The organism is Stenotrophomonas maltophilia (assembly GCF_023518235.1).
In the GTDB taxonomy this organism is placed as follows: Bacteria; Pseudomonadota; Gammaproteobacteria; order Xanthomonadales; family Xanthomonadaceae; genus Stenotrophomonas.
The window spans coordinates 156,406-175,331 of sequence record NZ_CP090423.1 but is presented as its reverse complement, the minus strand read 5'-3'; the positions used below and the strand labels follow the sequence as shown (position 1 = coordinate 175,331).

Below are 18,926 nucleotides of genomic sequence, written 5' to 3'. Positions count from 1 at the left end.
GCCGGATGCCTGACACGCAACCGTGCTGAACATGTCCCGCGTGGCGCTCCAGCCTGGCTGACAGCTGCCTGCGGCCCTGCAACACCCAAAACCCATAAGAGTGAAGCGCTCCCGCGGCCTGCCGTGGTGTCGTAGCGCTGGAAACCCAAGCCGCCCTCCCCGCGCTTGCGCGAATGGGCGGCGAGCCGTGTCCAGAGGCGAAACCCCATGGCGTTCCGCGCGGTAGCCGCTTGCGAGGAACGCAACAATGAAGCGAATGCTGATCAACGCCACGCAGGCTGAAGAGCTGCGTGTTGCCATCGTGGATGGCCAGTCGTTGTATGACATCGACATCGAACAGCCGTCGAAGGAACAGAAGAAGTCCAACATCTACAAGGGCCGGATCTTCCGCATCGAGCCCTCGCTGGAAGCGGCCTTCGTCGAATACGGTGGTGGCCGCCATGGCTTCCTGCCGCTGAAGGAAATCTCCCGCGACTACTTCCAGGCCGGTGTCGACCACAACAAGGCCGGCATCCGCGAGCTGCTCAAGGAAGGCCAGGAAATCGTCGTCCAGGTCGACAAGGAAGAGCGTGGCAACAAGGGCGCTGCCCTGACCACGTTCATCTCGCTGGCCGGCCGCTACATGGTGCTGATGCCGAACTCGCCCAGCGCCGGCGGTGTTTCCCGTCGCATCGAGGGCGAAGACCGTGCCGCCCTGAAGGACGCGCTGGACAAGCTGAACATCCCCGACGACATGGGCGTGATCATCCGCACCGCCGGCGTCGGCCGCGATGCCGAAGAGCTGCAGTGGGATCTGGACTACCTGCTCAACGTCTGGCGCGCCATCGCCGACGCCGCGCTGAGCAAGCCGGCCCCGTTCCTGATCTACCAGGAATCGCGCCTGATCGTGCGCGCCCTGCGTGACTACCTGCGCGCCGACATCGGCGAGATCCTGGTGGACACCGAGGAGATGTACGAGCACGCCCGCGAGTTCATGCAGCAGGTGATGCCGCAGACCCTGCGCAAGCTCAAGCATTACAAGGACGACATCCCGCTGTTCAACCGCTTCCAGATCGAATCGCAGATCGAAGGCGCCTACGAGCGCAACGTGCGCCTGCCGTCGGGCGGCTCGATCGTGGTCGACCAGACTGAAGCGCTGACCGCCGTCGATGTGAACTCCTCGCGCGCCACCAAGGGCAGCGACATCGAGGACACCGCGTTCCAGACCAACCTGGAAGCGGCCGAAGAAGTGGCCCGCCAGCTGCGCCTGCGCGACCTGGGCGGCCTGGTGGTGATCGACTTCATCGACATGGCCTCCAACAAGCACCAGCGCGAGGTCGAGAACCGCCTGGCCAACGCGCTGAAGTACGACCGCGCGCGCGTGCAGGTCGGCCGCATCTCGCGCTTCGGCCTGCTGGAAATGAGCCGCCAGCGCCTGCGCCCGAGCCTGGGCGAATCCAGCCAGATCGTCTGCCCGCGCTGCGACGGCCACGGCCGCATGCGCAGCGTCGAGTCGCTGTCGCTGTCGATCATCCGCGTTGCCGAAGAGCACGCGATGAAGGAAAACACCGGGCAGGTGCTGGTGCAGGCCCCGGTGGAGATCGCCAACTACCTGTTGAACGAGAAGCGCAGTGCGCTGCGCGAGATCGAGCGCCGTCACGAAGCGCCGATCGTGATCGTTGCCGACGAGCAGCTGCACACCCCGCACTACACCGTGACCCGCCTGCGCGAGAACGAGCTGGGTGAAGAGAGCAACAAGCCCAGCTACCAGCGCGGCACCCCGCGCAAGCTGCCGGTGCATGCCCTGACCAAGGGCCAGCTGAACATCCCGCCGCCGGCAGTGACCCAGGTCAAGCACACCTCGCCCGCCCCGGTGCGCGAGGAAGCAGAACCGGCCAAGGCCGCGCCGGCCCCGGTCGCCACAGCGCCGGTGGCAGCGGCCCCGAGCGGTGGCGTGATCGGCTGGCTCAAGCGCGTGTTCGGTGGCGAAGCGGCACCTGCTCCGGCGGCGCCCCCGGCGGCACGTCAGCAGCAGGAAGGCGGCCGCAAGGACCGCAACAAGGATCGCAACAAGGACCGCAAGGACCGTCGCGACGACAATCGTGGCAATGGTGGCAACGGCAACGCGCAGCAGCAGAAGGACGGCGGCAACCGCAAGGACCGCGGCGAGCAGCGCAAGGACGGCCGCAACGGCAACAACGGCAATGCCCAACAGCAACCGCAGCAGGGCAAGCAGAAGGAGCCGCAGCAGAAGGATGGCCAGCAGCAGCCGCAGCAGAACAAGCCGCGCAACGAGCAGCAGGGCCAGAACCAGAACCAGCAGCAGCCGAAGCTGAAGCAGCCCAAGCAGCCGCGTCCGCAGCAGCAGGACGGCGACAAGCCGGCCGACAAGCCGCAGCGCAATGCCGCCGAGGCGCCGGTCGATGCAGTGCCCGCAGCCGCCGCCGTGGCCGCGACCGCCGTTGCCGCCAACGTGGTGACCGCGCAGGAAGGTACGGCTCCGGCCGCACCGGTGGCCGAAGTGGGCCTGGCTGATGCAGCACCGGTGGCCGACACCGCGGTCAACGCTGATGCCGACGCCGTTGCCGTGTCCGGCGACGATGCGGCAATCGACGCCGCAGGCGAGCAGGCTGGCGAAGGCGCGACCCGCCGTCGTCGCGGTCGTCGCGGTGGCCGTCGTCGTCGCCGTGGTGGCGCCGAGAACGCTGCCGTCAGCGATGCCCTGGGCGATGACCAGGATGACGCCGACGAAGGTGATGACAGCGACAGCACCGACCCGGTTGCCGACGGCAGCGCCGAGGCCACCCCGGTGGCCGTGGCGCAGCCGGCCCGCTCGCAGCCGGAATTCGATTTCGATGACGAAGCCGAGCCGGCGACCGTTGAAGCCGAGAAGCCGGCCCGTGCTGCCGCCGCCGTGGTTGCTGCGCCGGTTGCGGTGGTGAGCAGCGCCGTGGTCGATGCCGCAGCGCCGGTCGTGGCCGAAGCACCGGCACCGGTCATCAAGGCCGAGCCGGCGCCGCAGCCGGTTCAGACCAGCATGCTGGATCAGATCGACGCCGCTACCCCGGCCCAGCCGGCGGCACCGATCGCTCCGGTGGCTGAAACCAAGCCGGTTGTCGAGGAGGTCGCCGCGGTGGCCGCGCCGGCACCGGTGGTGGTCGACGCTGCGCCGGTGGTGGAAGCGGCTCCGGTCGTTGAAGCCAAGCCGGTGGTTGCCGAAGCCGCACCGATCGTGGCCGACGTCATTCCCGTGGTTGAGGCCGCTCCGGCGGTTGAAGCCGCTCCGGTGGTGGAAGCGAAGCCGGTGGTCGAGGCCGTCCCGGTGGTCGAAGCTGCACCGGTCGTGGAACAGCCGGCAGCACCGGTGGCCGTCGAGGCCGCGCCGGTCGAAGCTGCCGCACCGGTGGCTGAAGCCGTGGTGACGCCGTCGATCGACCCGATGGCCGATGGCCATGCCGATTCGGCCAGCCAGGCCGCTGATGCCCAGGCATCGGACGAAGACGAAGAAGCTGCCAAGCGCACGCCGCCGGCGAACTGATCGTTCTTTGATCGCGTAGAACGAAACGGCGGGGATCGATGATCCCCGCCGTTTCTGTTTGTGCCGTACCGTGATGTGGTGGCAGACCTGGGTCGGCGCCGTAGATTCAATGCACACGGATACGCCCGTGCCAACCAGGGTTGGCACCTGCCAGAGCAAGGACACAGGCGCCGCCGATAGCACGGGCACCGCCGTGGCAGATGCCGACCTTGGTCGGCGCCGTGGTTCGTGCCAAGCCAGGTTGGCACCTACCGAAGCGGGTGTTGCTCAGGGCTTGGGGGCGAACTGCAACCGAGTCCAGACGCCGTAGTGGTCCGACGCCCAGCGGCCGCTGTCGTCGGGCTGATCGAACAGGATCTTCGCTTCGCGCGCGACCATCGCGTCCTGCTGGAAGAAGATGTGGTCGATGCGCGAGGGCGCCTGGTAATAGTGACGGTTCAAGGTGCTGACGCCGGCCAGATCGGTGTTGACGTGCACGCTGCCGTAGCTGTCGCCGTAATGGCTGCGCAACTCACTCAGATCGCCGGCATCGACCAGCGCGTTGAAATCGCCAGCGATCACCACCGGCGCACCGGCCGAGGTTTCGGTAATGAAACGCAGCAGGTCCTCCACCTGGGTGCGGCGGATGCGCTGGCCGTTCTCGTCGCTGCGCTCGTTCAGATGCGTGGCATAGACGTTCACCGGCGCGCCATCGACGTCGATGCGCAGGTGCGCCACCGTGCGGTAGTCGTCCAGCGGCTTCAGCAGATGATCGCCGCGCGCCAGGATCGGGCGCCGGGTCAGCAACGCATTGCCGTAGCGCTTGGGTGCACCGACCGGATCGGTCGACACGAACACATACTGGTAGCCCAGCTGGCTGGCCAGCCATTGGGCCTGGTTGCGCACGTTGCGGCGCTGGATCACCTCCTGCAGGGCCACCGCATCGGGTTGCAGGCGCTTGAGCTCGGCCAGAATGGTGCGGCGGCGGCTCGGCCAGTCCTCGCGGTCATGGTGCAGGTTGAACGTGACCATGCCCATGCCCGCAGCGCTGGCAACGTCGGTCGCCGCAGTCGTGGCCGCTGGCTCGGCCGCCAGCACAACGCCCGGCAATGCCAGCGCAATCGCCAGCCCCAGGGCGCGCACCGATGCGCGCGCCCTCGCCCCCTGCTCCCTCATGGTTACTGCCCCTTGCGTTCGGCGCGGCGCACCGCGCTCGGCACATCGATTTCGACCCGCGCCGGCAGCTGGTGCACGTGCAGCTCCCTGTTGATCCACTCGGCCGCTTCGCCGTTGATGGTCGCCTCGCCCGGATCACCGGCGTACGGCCACGGCAGCACCACGCCGCCGACCGGTGGCAGCAGGCCCGGCTGCACCTCCAGCACCAGCTGCTTGTCACTGCGCTGCAGGCGGTAGTTGAGCTGGCCCTGCGGCGTGCGCAGACCCTGCACGGCGATGCCCTCGCCCTGCAGCCACGACGTCGGCACGCCGGCAGCCAGCACCAGTGCATCATCCATGTCACGGTTGTAGGCGAACATGTCCAGCGCCGAACGCACGAAGTCCGACGCCACCCAGGCATGCGGCAGGTCACCGACGAAGAACGGCTTGCGCGGCGTGCGCGAGACCACTTCAGCCCACTGGTTCCAGGCCTGCGGCGCGCGATCCCTGAAGAAGAACTCGGTGGCCTGCCAGGCACGATCGCGCCAGCCCAGGCGCACGAACGCGGCCACATTGCGCCACTCGTAAGGGGTGTAGTCCTTCCATTCGCGCTTGCCGTCGCGGCGGGCCACGAACTCCTTCCAGTAGCGCTCGAAGGTCGCCTCCAGCGCCTGCTGCGGCAGGCGGCCCTGCTCGCCACCCGGCGCCAGCGCGATGGTGGTGGAGGTGGCATCGAAATCGCCCAGCTCGGCCGAACCCGGCAGGTAATCGATGTGGTGCTGCTGCATCGCCGACAGCAGCGACGCCTGCAGGTCATCACGGAACTGGTCCCGCGATTCGGCCATCTGCATCGCCTCGACCTTGCCCAGCTGGGCCGCCAGCAGCGCCGCGTCCTTGTAGCCGCGCAACGCCCAGAAGTTGTCCCAGTACGAATGCATCGGCTTGGCCGAATAACCTTCGTGGCTGATCGAGGCCGGCATCATGCCGTAGAAGGCCGGGTTGCGCGCACGGTTCTCTTCGGTGCGCTCGCTGGCGCGCAGCTGCTCCATGTAGGTATAGGCGCCCTGCACATGCGGCCACATCAGCTCGGCGAAGGTGCTGTCACCGGTATAGCGTCCATATTCGGCAATGCTGTAGATCAGCTCGCCGTGGCTGTCGTTCTCCGGCACCGGGTCGCTGCCGCGCGCATCGACGCAGCACGGCACCTTGCCGTTGTCGAACTGGAACGGCGCATACCAGTTGATGTAGTCACGCACCGCGTCGCTGCGGCCCATGCGCAGCAGGCCTTCGGAAATCATCGCGCCATCGCGGATCCAGCTGCGCGCATACGAACGCGTGCCGGGCTGCAGGCGCGGGCCAACGCGCGAGATCAGCATGTGTGCGACGGCGGTGCGCAGGGTGTCGACCAGCGCCTGGCCTGCGGCGGGCACCTGCAGCGAGACCACGCCCAGCTTCTGCCGCCACTGCTCGGCCACCTGCGCCTGCGCCTTGGCCACGTCCAGCGCCTTCGGTGCCCAGCCACCGGTCTGCGGCAGCACCACCGCCACTTCCCGGCTCTGCCCCGGCTCCAGCTTGATGGTGTACAGCAACGCACCCGAGGCCATGCCGGTGCTGTCCTTCACTGCAGTAGTGGCCGGGTACTTGCCGTCGGCCAGGTGCATCGCATCGAGCTTGCCGTCGAAGGTGCTGGCAAAGCGCGCGTCGGGCACCTGCAGGGGATACACGCGCGGCTCGCCGTTGATCCGCACCAGCTGATCGCCGACATCCAGCGCATCGATGCGGCTGAAGCCACCGACGGTGTTGAGGAACTGCGTGGGCGGATTGACCTGCCACGGGCGGATCGCCAGTGCCAGGGTGTATTCGTGCGCCACCTTGTCCGGGTTGCTCAACCGGTAGCGGCCGATCAGCTGCGCGCGCTCTGGGGTGCCCTGCACGAAGCTGGTCACCGCCAGCCCGACCTTTTCATGCACCCAGTCGACATTGGCGATGGGCAGGTAATGGTCCTGCAGCGACTGGGTGATGGCGACCTTGGACCAGTCCAGCAGCTTGCCATCGAGGCGGATGAACGGCTCGATGCTGAAGCTGCCCTTGGCCGGCTCCAGCGCGCCGTCCTCGCTGATCAGCGCCTGTTCCTGGCCGCCGTCGAGGCCGAGCAGGGTCCAGTAGGGTTGTTCGCCCACATAGGCGCGCGGCAATGATCCGCGTGGCAGGTCGGCGGCCACCGAGGACAGGAAGGCATTCGGCGTTGCGGCAAAGGCCAGCGGCTTCAGTGCGATGTCACGGATGCCGTAGCGCCAGTTCGGGCCGTCCTGCAGATCGAAGCGCACGTAGCGCGCATCGGTATCGGGCAGCGCCAGCCAGTCACGGCCACCGGCACCGCTGGTCACCTCGCGCACGGTGCGCCAGTCACGGCCATCTTCCGAGGTACGCACGGTATAGCGGCGCGCTTCCAGGTTCGGCAGCCAGTCGATCACTGCACCGCCGATCTCGCGGCTCTTGTGCAGGTCCAGGCTGATGGTCTGCTGCTTGACCCCGCCACTGATCCAGAACGTATCGCTCTTGCCGTCGATCATGCGGTCCTGCAGCGCGGTGGCGGTATCGGCAATCACCGAGGGCACCAGCGCCGAATCGTCCTGCGGCGGCAGGCCCTGCAGGGTGAGCTTGTCGAAGCACACCGTGCCACGGCCGCCGACCTTGCTGTAGATCGTGAACTCGACGGCGGCGCTGCGCGCCAGCTCCTTCTCCGGCGACGGCCCCCAAGCCTTGTCGATCTGGCGTCGACGGTATTCGACCGGCGTCCACGCCTTGGGGAAGCTGTAGCCGGGGCGGTTGACCCACCAGACGTTGTCGCCGCTGGCATCGATCAGCTTGAACTGCAGGTCGTTGGCCGGCGAATCGCCGCGCAGCTGGAAGCCGAAACGGTAGTTGGCCGGGTATTGAATGTCCAGCGCGCGGCGGATGCCGACGTAACCGGAAACCTCATGGAAGTCGTAGTCCAGGCACAGCGCGCGGCCACCGCCGGCGCCACTGACCGGGCGCAGCGAACCGCTGACCTGGTCGGACAGCACCAGCTTCCAGGCGCCGATGTCGTCGAAGTCGTCCAGCACCTTCGGTGCCGGCAGCGCCGGGGGTGCGGCGATCGCCAGGGAAGTCCACAACAGGCCCAGTCCAACGGCGATCACTCGCTTCATCCCTTGACGCTCCCCAGCAACAGACCTTGGATGTAGTACCGCTGCAGCACCAGGAACAGCGCCAGCACCGGGACCACGGTGACCACCGCGCCGGCCATCATCATTTCCACGTCCATGATGTGCTCGCGCGAGAGGGTGGCCAGCGCCACCGGCAGAGTGTAGTGCTCCTGATCGGTCAACACGATCAACGGCCACATGAAATCGTTCCATGCGCCCATGAAGGTGAAGATCGCCAGGGTCACCAGCACCGGCTTGAGCATCGGCAGCACGATCTGGAAGAAGATGCGCAGCTCCCCTGCCCCGTCGATGCGGGCCGCCTCCAGCAGTTCATCCGGGATCGAGCGCGCGTACTGGCGCACCAGGAAAATGCCGAACACGCTGGCAAGCGCCGGCACGATCACGCCACCAAAGCTGTTGACCAGGCCGAGCTGCTTCATCAGCAGGAACAGCGGCAGCATCGCCACCTGCGCCGGAATCACCAACGCCGCCATCAACACCTGGAACAGGCGCTCGCGGCCGACGAAGTTGAGCTTGGCGAAGGCATAGCCGGCCATGGTGTTGAGCAGCAGCGAGCCGAAGGTGATCGCCAGCGAGACCAGCAGGCTGTTGGCGAAGTTGCCGCCCATGCCAGTACGTGCGAACAGCTCATGGTAGTTGTGCGTGGTGATGCTCGAAGGCAGCAGCGGCGGCGGGAAATGGCTGGCCTCGCCCTGCGGCATGAACGAGACCGACACCATCCACAGCAGCGGCGCCAGGCTGACCAGGGCCAGCACCAGCAACGCGCCATTGATCATCCACGGGTACCAGCGCGACTGGCCGATTTCACGACTCATACCAACTGCCTCTTGCGGCCAAAGCGGAGCATCACGGTGGTCACCGCCAGGATGATCAGGAACAGCAGGAACGCCACCGCCGAGGCGCGTCCCAGGTTCCACCACTTGAAGCCTTCCTCGAACATGAAATACAGCACGCTGACGGTGCTCTGCAGTGGGTCGCCGCGGGTCATCACGTACGGCTCGGCGAACAGCTGGAAGTAGCCGGACACGGTAATGACACCGACCACCAGCAGCACCGGCCCGAGCATCGGCAGGGTGATGTGCAGGAACTGCTTCCAGCGCGAGGCGCCGTCGATGCGCGCGGCCTCGTACAGGTCATGCGGGATCGCCTGCAGGCCGGCCAGGAAGATCACCATGTTGTAGCCGAAGTTCTTCCATACCGCGAACAGCATGATGGTCGGCATCGCCCAGTTCGGGTCACCCAGCCAGTCTATCGGGCTGATGCCCAGATGGCCCAGCCCATAGTTCACCAGGCCGTAGCTGGTATGGAACAGGTAGCGCCAGATCACCGCCACCGCCACCAGCGTGGTCACCACCGGGGCGAACAGTGCGGTGCGGAACAGGGCCTTGAAGCGCGCCGCCGGGGCGTTGAGCAGCATTGCCGCGCCCAGCGACACGCCGATCGACAACGGCACGCCGATCAGCACGAAGTAGGTGGTGTTCCACAGCGACTTCCAGAACATCGGCGTCTGCAGCAGCTCGACGTAGTTGCCCAGGCCGACAAAGCGCAGGTTGCTGCTGTCGGCCAGCGCATACAGGTCGAAGTCGGTCACGCTCAGCGCCAGCGCCGAGGCCACCGGCAGGCCGAAGAACACGCCCAGCACGATCAGCGAGGGGCCGGCGAAAATCCAGCCGGCAAGCGAAGTACGTTTCATTGTGCGCTCCCGGCGGCCACGGCACTGCTGGACTGCGACGACGGTGCGCGCTGCTGCAGGCGTTGTTGTTCATGCATCCAGCGGCGCTTGGCCAGCACCTTGTCCACGCGCTGGTCGAGCTCTTCCACCGCTTTGTCCTGCGCCAGGCCACCGCGCACCACCTTCTCGGTGACGATGCGCATTTCCTGCACGATGCGCTCCCATTCGAGCACCTTCGGCGTCGGCTTCACCCGCTCCAGCTGGTCACGGAACGCCGCAGCCAGCGGATCATTGGCCAGCGACGGCGCGCTCCAGGTGCTGCGGCGCGGCGGCAGGTCGCCGATGATCGAATGGAAACGCGCCTGGATCGCCGGCCGCGACAGGAACTCGATCAGCTTCCACGACGCTTCCTTCTGCTGCGACTTGCGGAAGATCACCAGGCTGGTGCCACCGGCGATGCCGGCACCGGGGCCATCCGGGCCGGGAAGGGCCGCGGTACCCCACTGCCCTTCCAGTTCCTTCGGCTGGAGCTTCTTGAACTCGCGGATGTTCCAGGGGCCGGAAATGTAGAACACGTTGAAGCCGCGGAAGAACTCGTCCCAGACATTGGAGATCTGTGTCTCGGACATCTTCGGCGCCCAGCCCTGCTCGAACATGTTGGCGTAGAAGGCCAGCGTGCGGCGGAAGCCCGGGCTGGCGAAGTTGCCGCGGGTATCGTCGTCGCGCAGCAGCGGGTCGGGCTGCTGCAGCGCCAGCGACAGCTGCTGCTCGAACTCGTTGATCGGCATCAGTACCGCGTAACGGTTCGGGCCCTGCATGCGCTTGATCGCCGCCATCTGCTGGTCCCACTCGGCCCAGGTACGCGGCGGGTGGTCGTAGCCGGCCTTGGCCAGCAGGTCCTTGCGGTAGTAGATCAGGCGCGTATCGACGTACCACGGCACGCCGACCAGCTCGCCATGGATCACGTTGGTATCCCAGATGCCCTGGAAGTAGTCCTTTTCATCAACCACCGCCGAGTGATCGACAAACGGCTGCAGCGGCGTCAGCGCATCGAGCTCGGCGAACTCCGGCACCCAGGTGTTGCCGAGCTGGCAGACATCGGGCAGGCCGTCGGCGGCGAACGCGGTCAGCAGCTTCTCGTGCGCTGCCGTCCACGGGATGTTCTGCACATCCACCTTGATGCCGGGGTTCTCTGCCTCGAACTCGTGGATCAGCTCGCTGACCACCTCCGCTTCGCGGCCCATCGCCCAGAAGCGCACGGTGGTGGTACCCGGCTCGGTGCGTGCGCAGCCGGCCACGGCCAGGGCGGCCAGGGCAGGCAGCGCCCAGCGGCGCAGGCGGTCGATCCAGTTCGGCACCGGGTTACTTCCCCTGCCCTGTGTTGCGGTTGGCATTGTTCTTCTGTTCCTGCGCGGCAGCCGCGCGTGATTCGGCGATACCCACCGCGCGTGCCGCCGCGGCCTTTTCGTCTTTCTGCAGTTCCAGCGGCTGGAACGAGCCTTCCGGCGCCAGCCAGCCGCCACTGAACCCGGCCCGCTCCAGACCCTTGCGGATGTACGGGTTCTTCTTCATCACTTCCCAGACGAAGTCGTTGCGGTAGTTGGCGATCATGGTCAGGATCGGGCCCTGGTCGATGGCGATGTAATCGCTGGCGACCCAGCCGCGATCCGGCACCACGCGGCCGGTCTTGATCGGGATGTCGTAGTTGAAGCTGGGATTGAACGAATCCAGGAAGCCGTAGCTGGAATAGATGTAGTCGCCGTAGCGCTTGTGCATCTCCAGCGTGGCCGGAATCACCTGCTCCGGTGCGAACACCACCGAGGCGATCGCCGCGGTCGGCGCGATCGTGCCGTCATCGAAGTTCTCGCGCAGGCCGGCGCCGCGCGAGGAATAGTGGCGGAACTGGCGCTGCTCGCCGCGGTACTCCTGCGTGGTGTTCTGCGGGCCATCGCTGGCGGTCAGGCCCCAGACGTTCTCGCCATAGTCCTTCCACTGCATCGGGTTGGCGATGGCGTACTCGCGCTGGGCCAGCGCGGCCGAACGGCTGTTGAGGAAATAGGTGCTGCCGCGTTCGCGCATGTACCCGTCCTGGATATCGCGGAAGTCGATCCAGACATGGCTGTACTGGTGGCCGAACAACGGGCCGAAGGACAGGTATTCCTGGCCCTGGTAGACGCCCCAGTCGTTGTCATAGGTGCGCGTCCACACCGTCCATGCGTCCGGGCTGACCGGGTGCGTGGGCGAGCCCAGGGCGAGGATGTAGACCATCATCGCCTCGTTGTAGCCCATCCAGTCATGGTCGATGAAGCCGCTCTCCGGGAACCAGCCCATCGAGATCAGCGGCGCGCGCTGCTGCAGCCACGGCCAGTCGACCTTCTTGTACAGGGCGTCGGCGATCTGCCGGATTTCCTTCTCGCGCGGGTCGTCACCGTCGTAGTAGGACTGCGCGAACAGCACGCCCATCATCAGCAGCGCGGTATCCACCGAGGACAGCTCGACCCAGCTGTCGTAGCGTCGGCCCTGCTGCATGTCCAGGAAGTGGTAGTAGAAGCCCTTGTAGCCGGCCTTGCCGGTACGCTGCGGGCCCATCGGCACGTCGCGGAAGAACTTCAGCGTAGTCAGCGTCCGATCGATCGCCTGGTTGCGGCTGACCCAGCCGTTCTCGATGCCGATCGGATAGGCAGTCAGCGCGAAGCCGACCGAGGCGATGCTGGCGAACGGCCGCGACGGATAGCGGTCCGGGGTCAGGCCGTTCACTTCGTTGGTGGTGTCCCAGAAGAACTGGAAGGTGCGCCGCTCGATGTCATCGAACAGCGGCGGCAGCTCCGGCTTCATCGGCCGCGGCGGTGCGTCAGCCTCGATCAGGATCACCGGTGGGCGCGGCTTGGCAGGCTCCTGCTGGGCCGGCTGGCAGGCGGCCACGCCCAGGCTCAGCGCGGCGGCGGACAACAGATGGCGTGCCTGCATGGCGCGGTTCCTCCGGTGGTCTGATCGATGGGAAAGCATACCGTCCAATGATCTGAAATCGTTTACAAGATGCGTTCTTAAAAAACCACGAAAAACGTGGTTTGACACCGCGATCATTGCCCACACCGCTGCCCTCTGCCCGGCAGCGGTGTGGGCAATGGACCGGCACCAGGCCGGCCATTGCCGTTTTCACCGATGCCGCCAGCGAGCCGGCGGCATCGGGTCATGCATCAACGCCCGGGCTTAGAAGCGGAAGCCCACTTCGGCCTTGACCTGACGCGGCGTACCGATGATCTCGCCGGTCTCGTTGTAGCTGGCCTGCAGCTTGCCGTTGGTCTTGACGTAGTTGTAGGTGGAGAAGTTGTCGAAGTTGAACACGTTGATGATGTCGATACGCGCGTACAGCTCGGTATCGCCCGGCATCTTGAACGTCTTCGTCGCCTGCAGGTCGACCGAACGGTAGCCGAAGATCTTGCCACCCACCAGGAACTTGCCGGTGGCATTGGGCACGGCCGCCTGCGGGGTCGGCAGGGTGTAGCCGCTGGCCTGCATCACCGGGTACCAGTCATTGACGGCGGTCGGCGTAGCCAGGGTGATCTTGCCACCGAAGGTGATACCCCAGAAGCCGGCGTACGAACCGGTCACCACCAGGCGGTGGCGCGGCGCGCCGTTGGAGCGGATGGTCGGGTAGTCACCGATCAGGCCGCGGTCGAAGGCGTACTTCTCGTTGATGTCGCGGTTGTGGCGCGCGGTGGTCCAGGTATAGGCGATCGAGGTCCCCCAGCCGCTTTCCTTGGTGAACGGCTTCTGCGCCGACAGCAGGACCTGGGTCGCACGGGTCTTGATGCCCTGCTGGCCGATGATCAGGCTGCCGAAGCCCGGCACGTTGCAGCTCCAGGCCTGGCTCAGGCCCGGGTCGGTGCCGCCGCACAGGCGCGGGTCATCGAAGAACTGGCCGGTCGGGTAACGGTTGCCCAGGGTGAAGGCGAAGCCGTCGTAGCTCAGGGTGCGGGCGATGGTGGCATCGGTCAGCCAGTCACCGATCTGGTTGCTCATGCCCAGGCTGAACTGATCCGAGTACGGGGCCTTCAGCTTGTTGTTCAGCAGGTCCACTTCCAGGCCGGCATTGCTGGTCGCGCCAACCAGCGACTGCAGGTTGCCGATGCCGTTGAGCAGGTTCGGGTTCCAGTCGTAGCAGGCGGCCTGGCCGTTGATGCAGGTGCCGGTGGCCGGGTTGCGGAAGTAGATGGTCGGCTGCGGCAGGGCCAGCTTGGTGGTTTCCAGCTGCAGGTTGTCAAACAGGTCGCGGTCGTAGGAACGGCCGGCACCACCGTGGATCACGTGCTGCTCGTCGGCGTTGATGTCATACGAGAAGCCCAGGCGCGGCTGCCAGGCATCCTTGAACGCCTTGCGGTTGTGGCCGTTGCTGATGTAGTCGCTGATGTCCAGGCCGCCCAGTGCCAGCGAATCGGCATAGGTCTGGCCGGCAGGCGCGCGCGGATCCTGCGAGTAGATGGCGTCGACCACCTGCTGCGGGGTCACGAAGTCCAGGTAGGACGGGGTCTTTTCGTAGTCCCAGCGCAGGCCGAGGTTGATCTGCAGGTGGTCATTGACCTGCCAGTCGTCCTGGATGAACACGCCGTACTGCTTGGACTTGGAACGCACTTCACCGGACACGCCCGACACGCCGGTCACCGGCTTGACGAACTGCGCCTTGTACGGAATGGAATCCGGGAAGTCCGGATCGCCCAGGCTGTAGGTGAAGGTCGGGTTGATCTGCGCCGCATCGGAGGCGTACAGGTCGATCTGCTTGTACTTCACGCCCATCTTGATGGTGTGGTCACCGGCCCACTGGATGCCATCCAGGGTCAGGTTGTCTTCGATCGACCAGCCCTTCTGGCCCTTCACCTGCGAATCCAGTGCCGAGGCGCCACCGATCTTCACCACGGTGCGGTCTTCCGGACCGTCCGGCGCGGTGTAGGTGATGCCGTTGGCCAGGGTCAGCGGGGTCGGGTTGTTGAACGAATCTTCGTGGGTGACCATCAATTCGTTGTAGTAACGCTCACCGCTGTGGTTCCAGCGCAGCGCGTAACGACGGTCGGTGTTGACCACTTCACGGCCGGCTTCCGGCGAGGTCTGGCCACTGAACTGCGACTGGGTTTCGTCGCGGTCCTGGAAGGTCAGTTCGATGCGATCGTTGTCGGTCGGCTCGAAGTCGATCTTGCCGAAGATCAGGTCCTGCTGGAACGGCTGGCTGGCCGGGCCGAGGCCGGCAGCACCGGCCGGCGGCAGCAGGCCGGCAGCGCCGGTGACCGCGCCGTCCGGCGCGATGGTGACCGGCAGGTCAAAGCGCTTGGCTTCGTAGGTCACGAAGAAGTGGGCCTTGTCCTTGACGATCGGGCCGCCCAGCGCGAAGCCGTATTCCTTCTCGGCCGAGACCATCTTGTCCTTGCCGCCCTGGCGCTCGGCCGGGGTCTTGGCGCGCATGTCTTCATCGGTGTAGCGGTAGAACGCCTCACCCTTGAACTCATTGGTACCGGACTTGGTCGCGGCGGTCACCGCAGCGCTCGACACCTGGCCGTACTCGGCCTTGTAGTTGCCGCTGATGACCTTGTATTCACCGATGGCCAGCTGCGGGAACGGGTTGCCGGCGCTGCCGGACTGGCCGGCCACGCCGCCGCCCTTGACGTAGCTCTTCTGGCCCACGCCGTCGATGTACACGTTGGTGCCGTCGGCATTGGTGGCACCGCCGCGCAGCGAGGTGTTGCCCTTGGCGTCGCGGGTGAAGATCATGCCCGGCACCGCGTCGGCGAACTCCAGGAAGTTGCGCGACACCTGCGGGGTGGTCTGGATCTGCTGCAGGCTGACGGTCTTGCCGACTTCAGAGGTGCGCACTTCCTGCAGCAGGGTCGGTGCGACGACGTTGACGGTGTCCAGGTTGGTGGCCGCGGTCGAACCCGGCGTGCTGCTGGCAGCACCGGCGAAGTTCAGCGTGGCGGTCGAGGCCACGGTGACGGTGACCTTCTGGGTCTGGCCGTTGGCGACCACGTCGTAGGTGCCCGGATCCAGGCCCATCAGCGAGTAGCTGCCATCGGCACGCACGGTGCCGCGACGGACGGTACCGGTGGCCACATTGGTGGCGGTGACTTCAGAGCCAGCCTGGGCGCCGGCAACCTGGCCGCGCAGACTGGCGTTGGCCGACTGCGCCATGGCGTTGGGGGCCGCAGCCAGCATCAGACAGCTGACCAGTGCGGTGCTCAGCAGCCGGCGTGCCGGCGTGCGGAAAGTGGTATGCATCATCAACTCAATCTCCGGGTGGCGGTGACCGCTCGCGCGGTCCCTGCGATCAATCAAAAAAGAAGGAACGCCTCTGGCTTCAACGGCCGGATGGCGGAGTGGTGGAATCGCGAACTATCAAGCGGGGAACCAGGGTCTGCTTGTCCCCTGTCCCATCCGTGGAGGTGCCGTCCATCAACTGCATCAGGCGCGTCATGGCCCGATCGCCGAGCTCGGCGATGCTGACCTGCATGGTGGTCAGCGACGGGTGGACGAAACGTGCCAGTGGAATGTCATCGAAACCGGCCAGGGCGACATCGGTCGGCACATGGACCCCAGCCTGCGTGAACGCATACAGGCAACCCAGGGCCATCATGTCGTTGGCGGCGAACACGGCATCGGGCAGCGCTCCGGCTGCCAGCAACTCCTGACCGGCGCGGTGGCCGGAAGCTTCGTCGAAATCACCGGGCAGCTCGATGCCTTCGGCGCCACTGCCGAATGCCGCCAGCGCGTCACGGAAGCCGCGCAGGCGCTCGCGCGCGTCGAAGTTGAGGTCCGGGCCAGAAATGAAAGCGATGCGGCGGTGACCGGCCTCCAGCAGGTGGCCGGTCATGGCCATCGCACCGGCGTGGTCGTCGATGCTCAACACCGGGTGTTCCTGCGTGGGCAGGTAGGTATTGATCAACACCGTTGGCAGCGACTGCGGCAGGTTGTCGGTCAGGAAGCCCGGGCTTTCGGCATAGGGCGAGAGCACCAGCAGCCCGTCAACCCGGCCGCGCATGGCACGCAGGGCCGCGCCCTGCTGCTCCTGGTCGCCGTGGTAGCTGGACACCAGCAGGTGCTGGCGGCGGTTGCGGGCAACGTTGTCGATGCCGCGCATCAGCTCGGAGAAGAATTCGCCGTACAGGTCGGGCAGCACCACGCCCACCGTGTTGGTGCGGCGGCTGCTCAGGCTGCGGGCGGCGGCGTGCGGGGTGTAACGCAGCCGGGCGGCCACCTCCAGCACAAGCTGGCGGACCGGTTCGGCGACATTTTCATGCCCGTTGAGCGCACGCGATACCGTGGCCACGGAGACCCGGGCTTCGCGAGCGACGTCTTTGATTGTGATAGCTGCCTTGTTCACGAAGCCGCCCTCCACGGCTTGGACCTACCAGCATTGGCGCGGAATGTAAGCGTTTCCATCTGGGCTTGTAAACAGTCCGTTAGGCGAATGTCCTGAAATGGACATGAAAACCTGTCCATCACAGGCCTTTGCGAAGACCTGCGATGACAGCGCGGGACAAGGGCTCAGCCCTGTTCTGACGGGGTGGATGCGCGGATGGACAGGGCGTGGATGTCGTTGTCCATCATCGCCCCCAGTGCGGCATAGACCGCGCGGTGGCGCGCCAGCGGGCCCAGCCCGGCAAAGCGCTCGCTGACCACCAGTACGTTGAAATGGCCGCGCCCATCGCGGGCTCCGGCATGGCCGGCATGGCGATGACTGTCGTCTTCGATTTCCAGCCGGGTCGGAGCCAGCGCCTGTTGCAGCGCATCACGGATCCGTTCGATCCGTCCGCCGTTCACGGCAGGACCTTGCGGAACGGCCGCACCTGCACGCGGGTGTAGACGCCCGCGGCGACGTAAGGGTCGGCATCGGCCCAGGCCTGAGCCTGGGCCAGCGACTCGAACTGGGCAATCACCACCGAGCCGCTGAAGCCGGCCGGACCGGGGTCTTCGCTATCCACCGCCGGACAGGGGCCGGCCAGCAGCAGGCGCCCTTCGTCGCGCAGCCCGTGCAGACGTGCCAGATGTTCGGGCCGGGCCTGCAGCCGCTGTGCCAGCACATCCTGGCCGTCATACCCCTCGATCACATACCACACCGGCGTTACCTCGCTTGCGTTTTCGGGTCCGCAGATTCTAGCCAATGGCCCCTGCCGCCGCCCTCGGCTGGACACCTGCGCCACAAAGGCTTACCCTAGAGTCCATTGCACGTGGCTGGATGCAGCAGCTCTTCGGTTCCTGCGGCCAATGCGGCCCCCGACGACCGACCTGCCGCTTCAAAACCGGATCGCCTGACCGGGCCACGTAGACGACCTCCCCGTAGTTTCGTCGCTGCCGTTCGCTGCGGCGCGTCCTGCTGTTTGATATGTGTGGAATCGCGCCGATCCCGGCGTGTCTGGTGCCCTGGGGCTCCGTGGCGTTGGCCCGGCGAACCCGGTGCCGCGACTGGTCCGTTGCAATCCTGATGTCCATTAGATGACTTCCGAACTCGCGCTCGACGCGAACCCGCCAACCCGGCCGCCCGCCCCCCAGCAGCAGGAAATGCCGCTGGCCGTGGTGCATGGGCAACCGGTCCTGCAGATCCCGCAGGACCTGTACATCCCGCCGGACGCGCTGGAAGTGATCCTGGATGCCTTTGAAGGCCCGCTGGACCTGCTGCTGTACCTGATCCGCCGGCAGAACCTGGACGTGCTGGACATTCCGGTGGCCGAGATCACCCGGCAGTACGTGGAATACATCACCGTGATGCGCGAGCTGCGTTTCGAGCTGGCGGCCGAGTACCTGGTGATGGCCGCGATCCTGGCCGAGGTGAAGTCGCGCATGCTGCTGCCGCGGCCGGTCAGCGAGGAAGGCGACGAGGCCGACCCGCGCGCCGAGCTGGTGCGCCGGCTGCAGGAGTACGAACGCTTCAAGCAGGCGGCCGAGGACATCGACGCCCTGCCCCGCCAGGACCGCGACACCACGGTGGCGCATGCCTTCATGCCCGAGCGCGCGGCGGTGAAACTGCCGCCGCCGGTGGACCTGAAGGAAATGCTGCTGGCGCTGCACGACGTGCTCAAGCGCGCCGAGCTGTTCAGCGGCCACGCCATCAAGCGCGAGGCACTGAGTGTTCGCCAGCGCATGGGCGAAGTGCTCGGCCGCATGGAAGATGGCAGGTTCTATCGTTTCGAGAGCCTGTTCACCGCCGAAGAAGGCAAGCTGGGCGTGCTGGTCACGTTCCTGGCGGTGCTGGAACTGGCCAAGGAGCAGTTGCTGGACATCGTGCAGGAAGAGCCGCTGGCGCCGATCTACGTGAAGTCGCTGGCCGCCGGCAACACCAACGCCCCGCTGCAGTTCAGCAGCGAGTTCGACGACAACGACGACGCCAACGAGAACGAGTGAGCGCTGCCTG

The 18,926-nt window shown here is 66.3% G+C and carries 12 protein-coding genes; 2 read left to right on the top strand and 10 right to left on the bottom strand.

Annotated elements, in window-relative coordinates; genetic code table 11:
• Nucleotides 1–247: 247 nt before the first annotated feature.
• Nucleotides 248–3,517, top strand: coding sequence for an Rne/Rng family ribonuclease (locus LZ605_RS00990; protein ID WP_249843501.1), 3,270 nt, complete (start codon nucleotides 248–250; stop codon nucleotides 3,515–3,517).
• Nucleotides 3,518–3,784: 267 nt separating this feature from the next.
• Here the strand turns inward: LZ605_RS00990 and LZ605_RS00985 are convergent, their stop codons facing one another.
• The 10 genes from LZ605_RS00985 to LZ605_RS00940 form a co-directional block, all read right to left on the bottom strand.
• Entirely contained in the window at nucleotides 3,785–4,672 is an 888-nt protein-coding gene (locus LZ605_RS00985; RefSeq protein ID WP_249843500.1) for an endonuclease/exonuclease/phosphatase family protein, read from the bottom strand.
• 2 nt (nucleotides 4,673–4,674) lie between these two features.
• The gene (locus LZ605_RS00980; protein ID WP_249843499.1) at nucleotides 4,675–7,842 is read right to left on the bottom strand and encodes a discoidin domain-containing protein; all 3,168 of its coding nucleotides are present in this window, start codon (nucleotides 7,840–7,842) and stop codon (nucleotides 4,675–4,677) included.
• Nucleotides 7,839–8,675, bottom strand: coding sequence for a carbohydrate ABC transporter permease (locus tag LZ605_RS00975; protein WP_057495576.1), 837 nt, complete (start codon nucleotides 8,673–8,675; stop codon nucleotides 7,839–7,841). The genes LZ605_RS00980 and LZ605_RS00975 overlap by 4 nt, the downstream gene beginning before the upstream one ends.
• Nucleotides 8,672–9,553 carry a carbohydrate ABC transporter permease gene (locus tag LZ605_RS00970; protein WP_249843498.1) on the bottom strand — a complete coding sequence of 294 codons (882 nt, stop codon included), beginning with the start codon at nucleotides 9,551–9,553 and terminating at the stop codon, nucleotides 8,672–8,674. The genes LZ605_RS00975 and LZ605_RS00970 overlap by 4 nt, the downstream gene beginning before the upstream one ends.
• Complete coding sequence (locus LZ605_RS00965; RefSeq protein WP_249843497.1) at nucleotides 9,550–10,890, bottom strand: sugar ABC transporter substrate-binding protein; 1,341 nt, start codon at nucleotides 10,888–10,890, stop codon at nucleotides 9,550–9,552. The genes LZ605_RS00970 and LZ605_RS00965 overlap by 4 nt, the downstream gene beginning before the upstream one ends.
• Before the next feature lie 4 nt (nucleotides 10,891–10,894).
• Nucleotides 10,895–12,499: a glucoamylase family protein gene (locus tag LZ605_RS00960; RefSeq protein ID WP_249843496.1), complete on the bottom strand. Its 1,605-nt coding sequence runs from the start codon at nucleotides 12,497–12,499 to the stop codon at nucleotides 10,895–10,897.
• Between the two features lie 243 nt (nucleotides 12,500–12,742).
• A complete protein-coding gene (locus LZ605_RS00955; protein WP_107230942.1) occupies nucleotides 12,743–15,799 on the bottom strand; it encodes a TonB-dependent receptor in 3,057 nt (1,018 codons plus the stop codon).
• 76 nt (nucleotides 15,800–15,875) lie between these two features.
• Nucleotides 15,876–16,913 (bottom strand): LacI family DNA-binding transcriptional regulator, encoded by a 1,038-nt coding sequence (locus LZ605_RS00950; RefSeq protein ID WP_249843495.1) that lies wholly within the window; start codon nucleotides 16,911–16,913, stop codon nucleotides 15,876–15,878.
• Between the two features lie 149 nt (nucleotides 16,914–17,062).
• Complete coding sequence (locus tag LZ605_RS00945; RefSeq protein ID WP_249843494.1) at nucleotides 17,063–17,338, bottom strand: BolA family protein; 276 nt, start codon at nucleotides 17,336–17,338, stop codon at nucleotides 17,063–17,065.
• Nucleotides 17,335–17,634 carry a YciI family protein gene (locus tag LZ605_RS00940; protein WP_249843493.1) on the bottom strand — a complete coding sequence of 100 codons (300 nt, stop codon included), beginning with the start codon at nucleotides 17,632–17,634 and terminating at the stop codon, nucleotides 17,335–17,337. The genes LZ605_RS00945 and LZ605_RS00940 overlap by 4 nt, the downstream gene beginning before the upstream one ends.
• 376 nt (nucleotides 17,635–18,010) lie before the next feature.
• Here LZ605_RS00940 and LZ605_RS00935 point away from each other — a divergent pair, with 376 nt between their 5' ends.
• Nucleotides 18,011–18,916 carry a segregation and condensation protein A gene (locus LZ605_RS00935; protein ID WP_249843492.1) on the top strand — a complete coding sequence of 302 codons (906 nt, stop codon included), beginning with the start codon at nucleotides 18,011–18,013 and terminating at the stop codon, nucleotides 18,914–18,916.
• Nucleotides 18,917–18,926 lie beyond the last annotated feature (10 nt).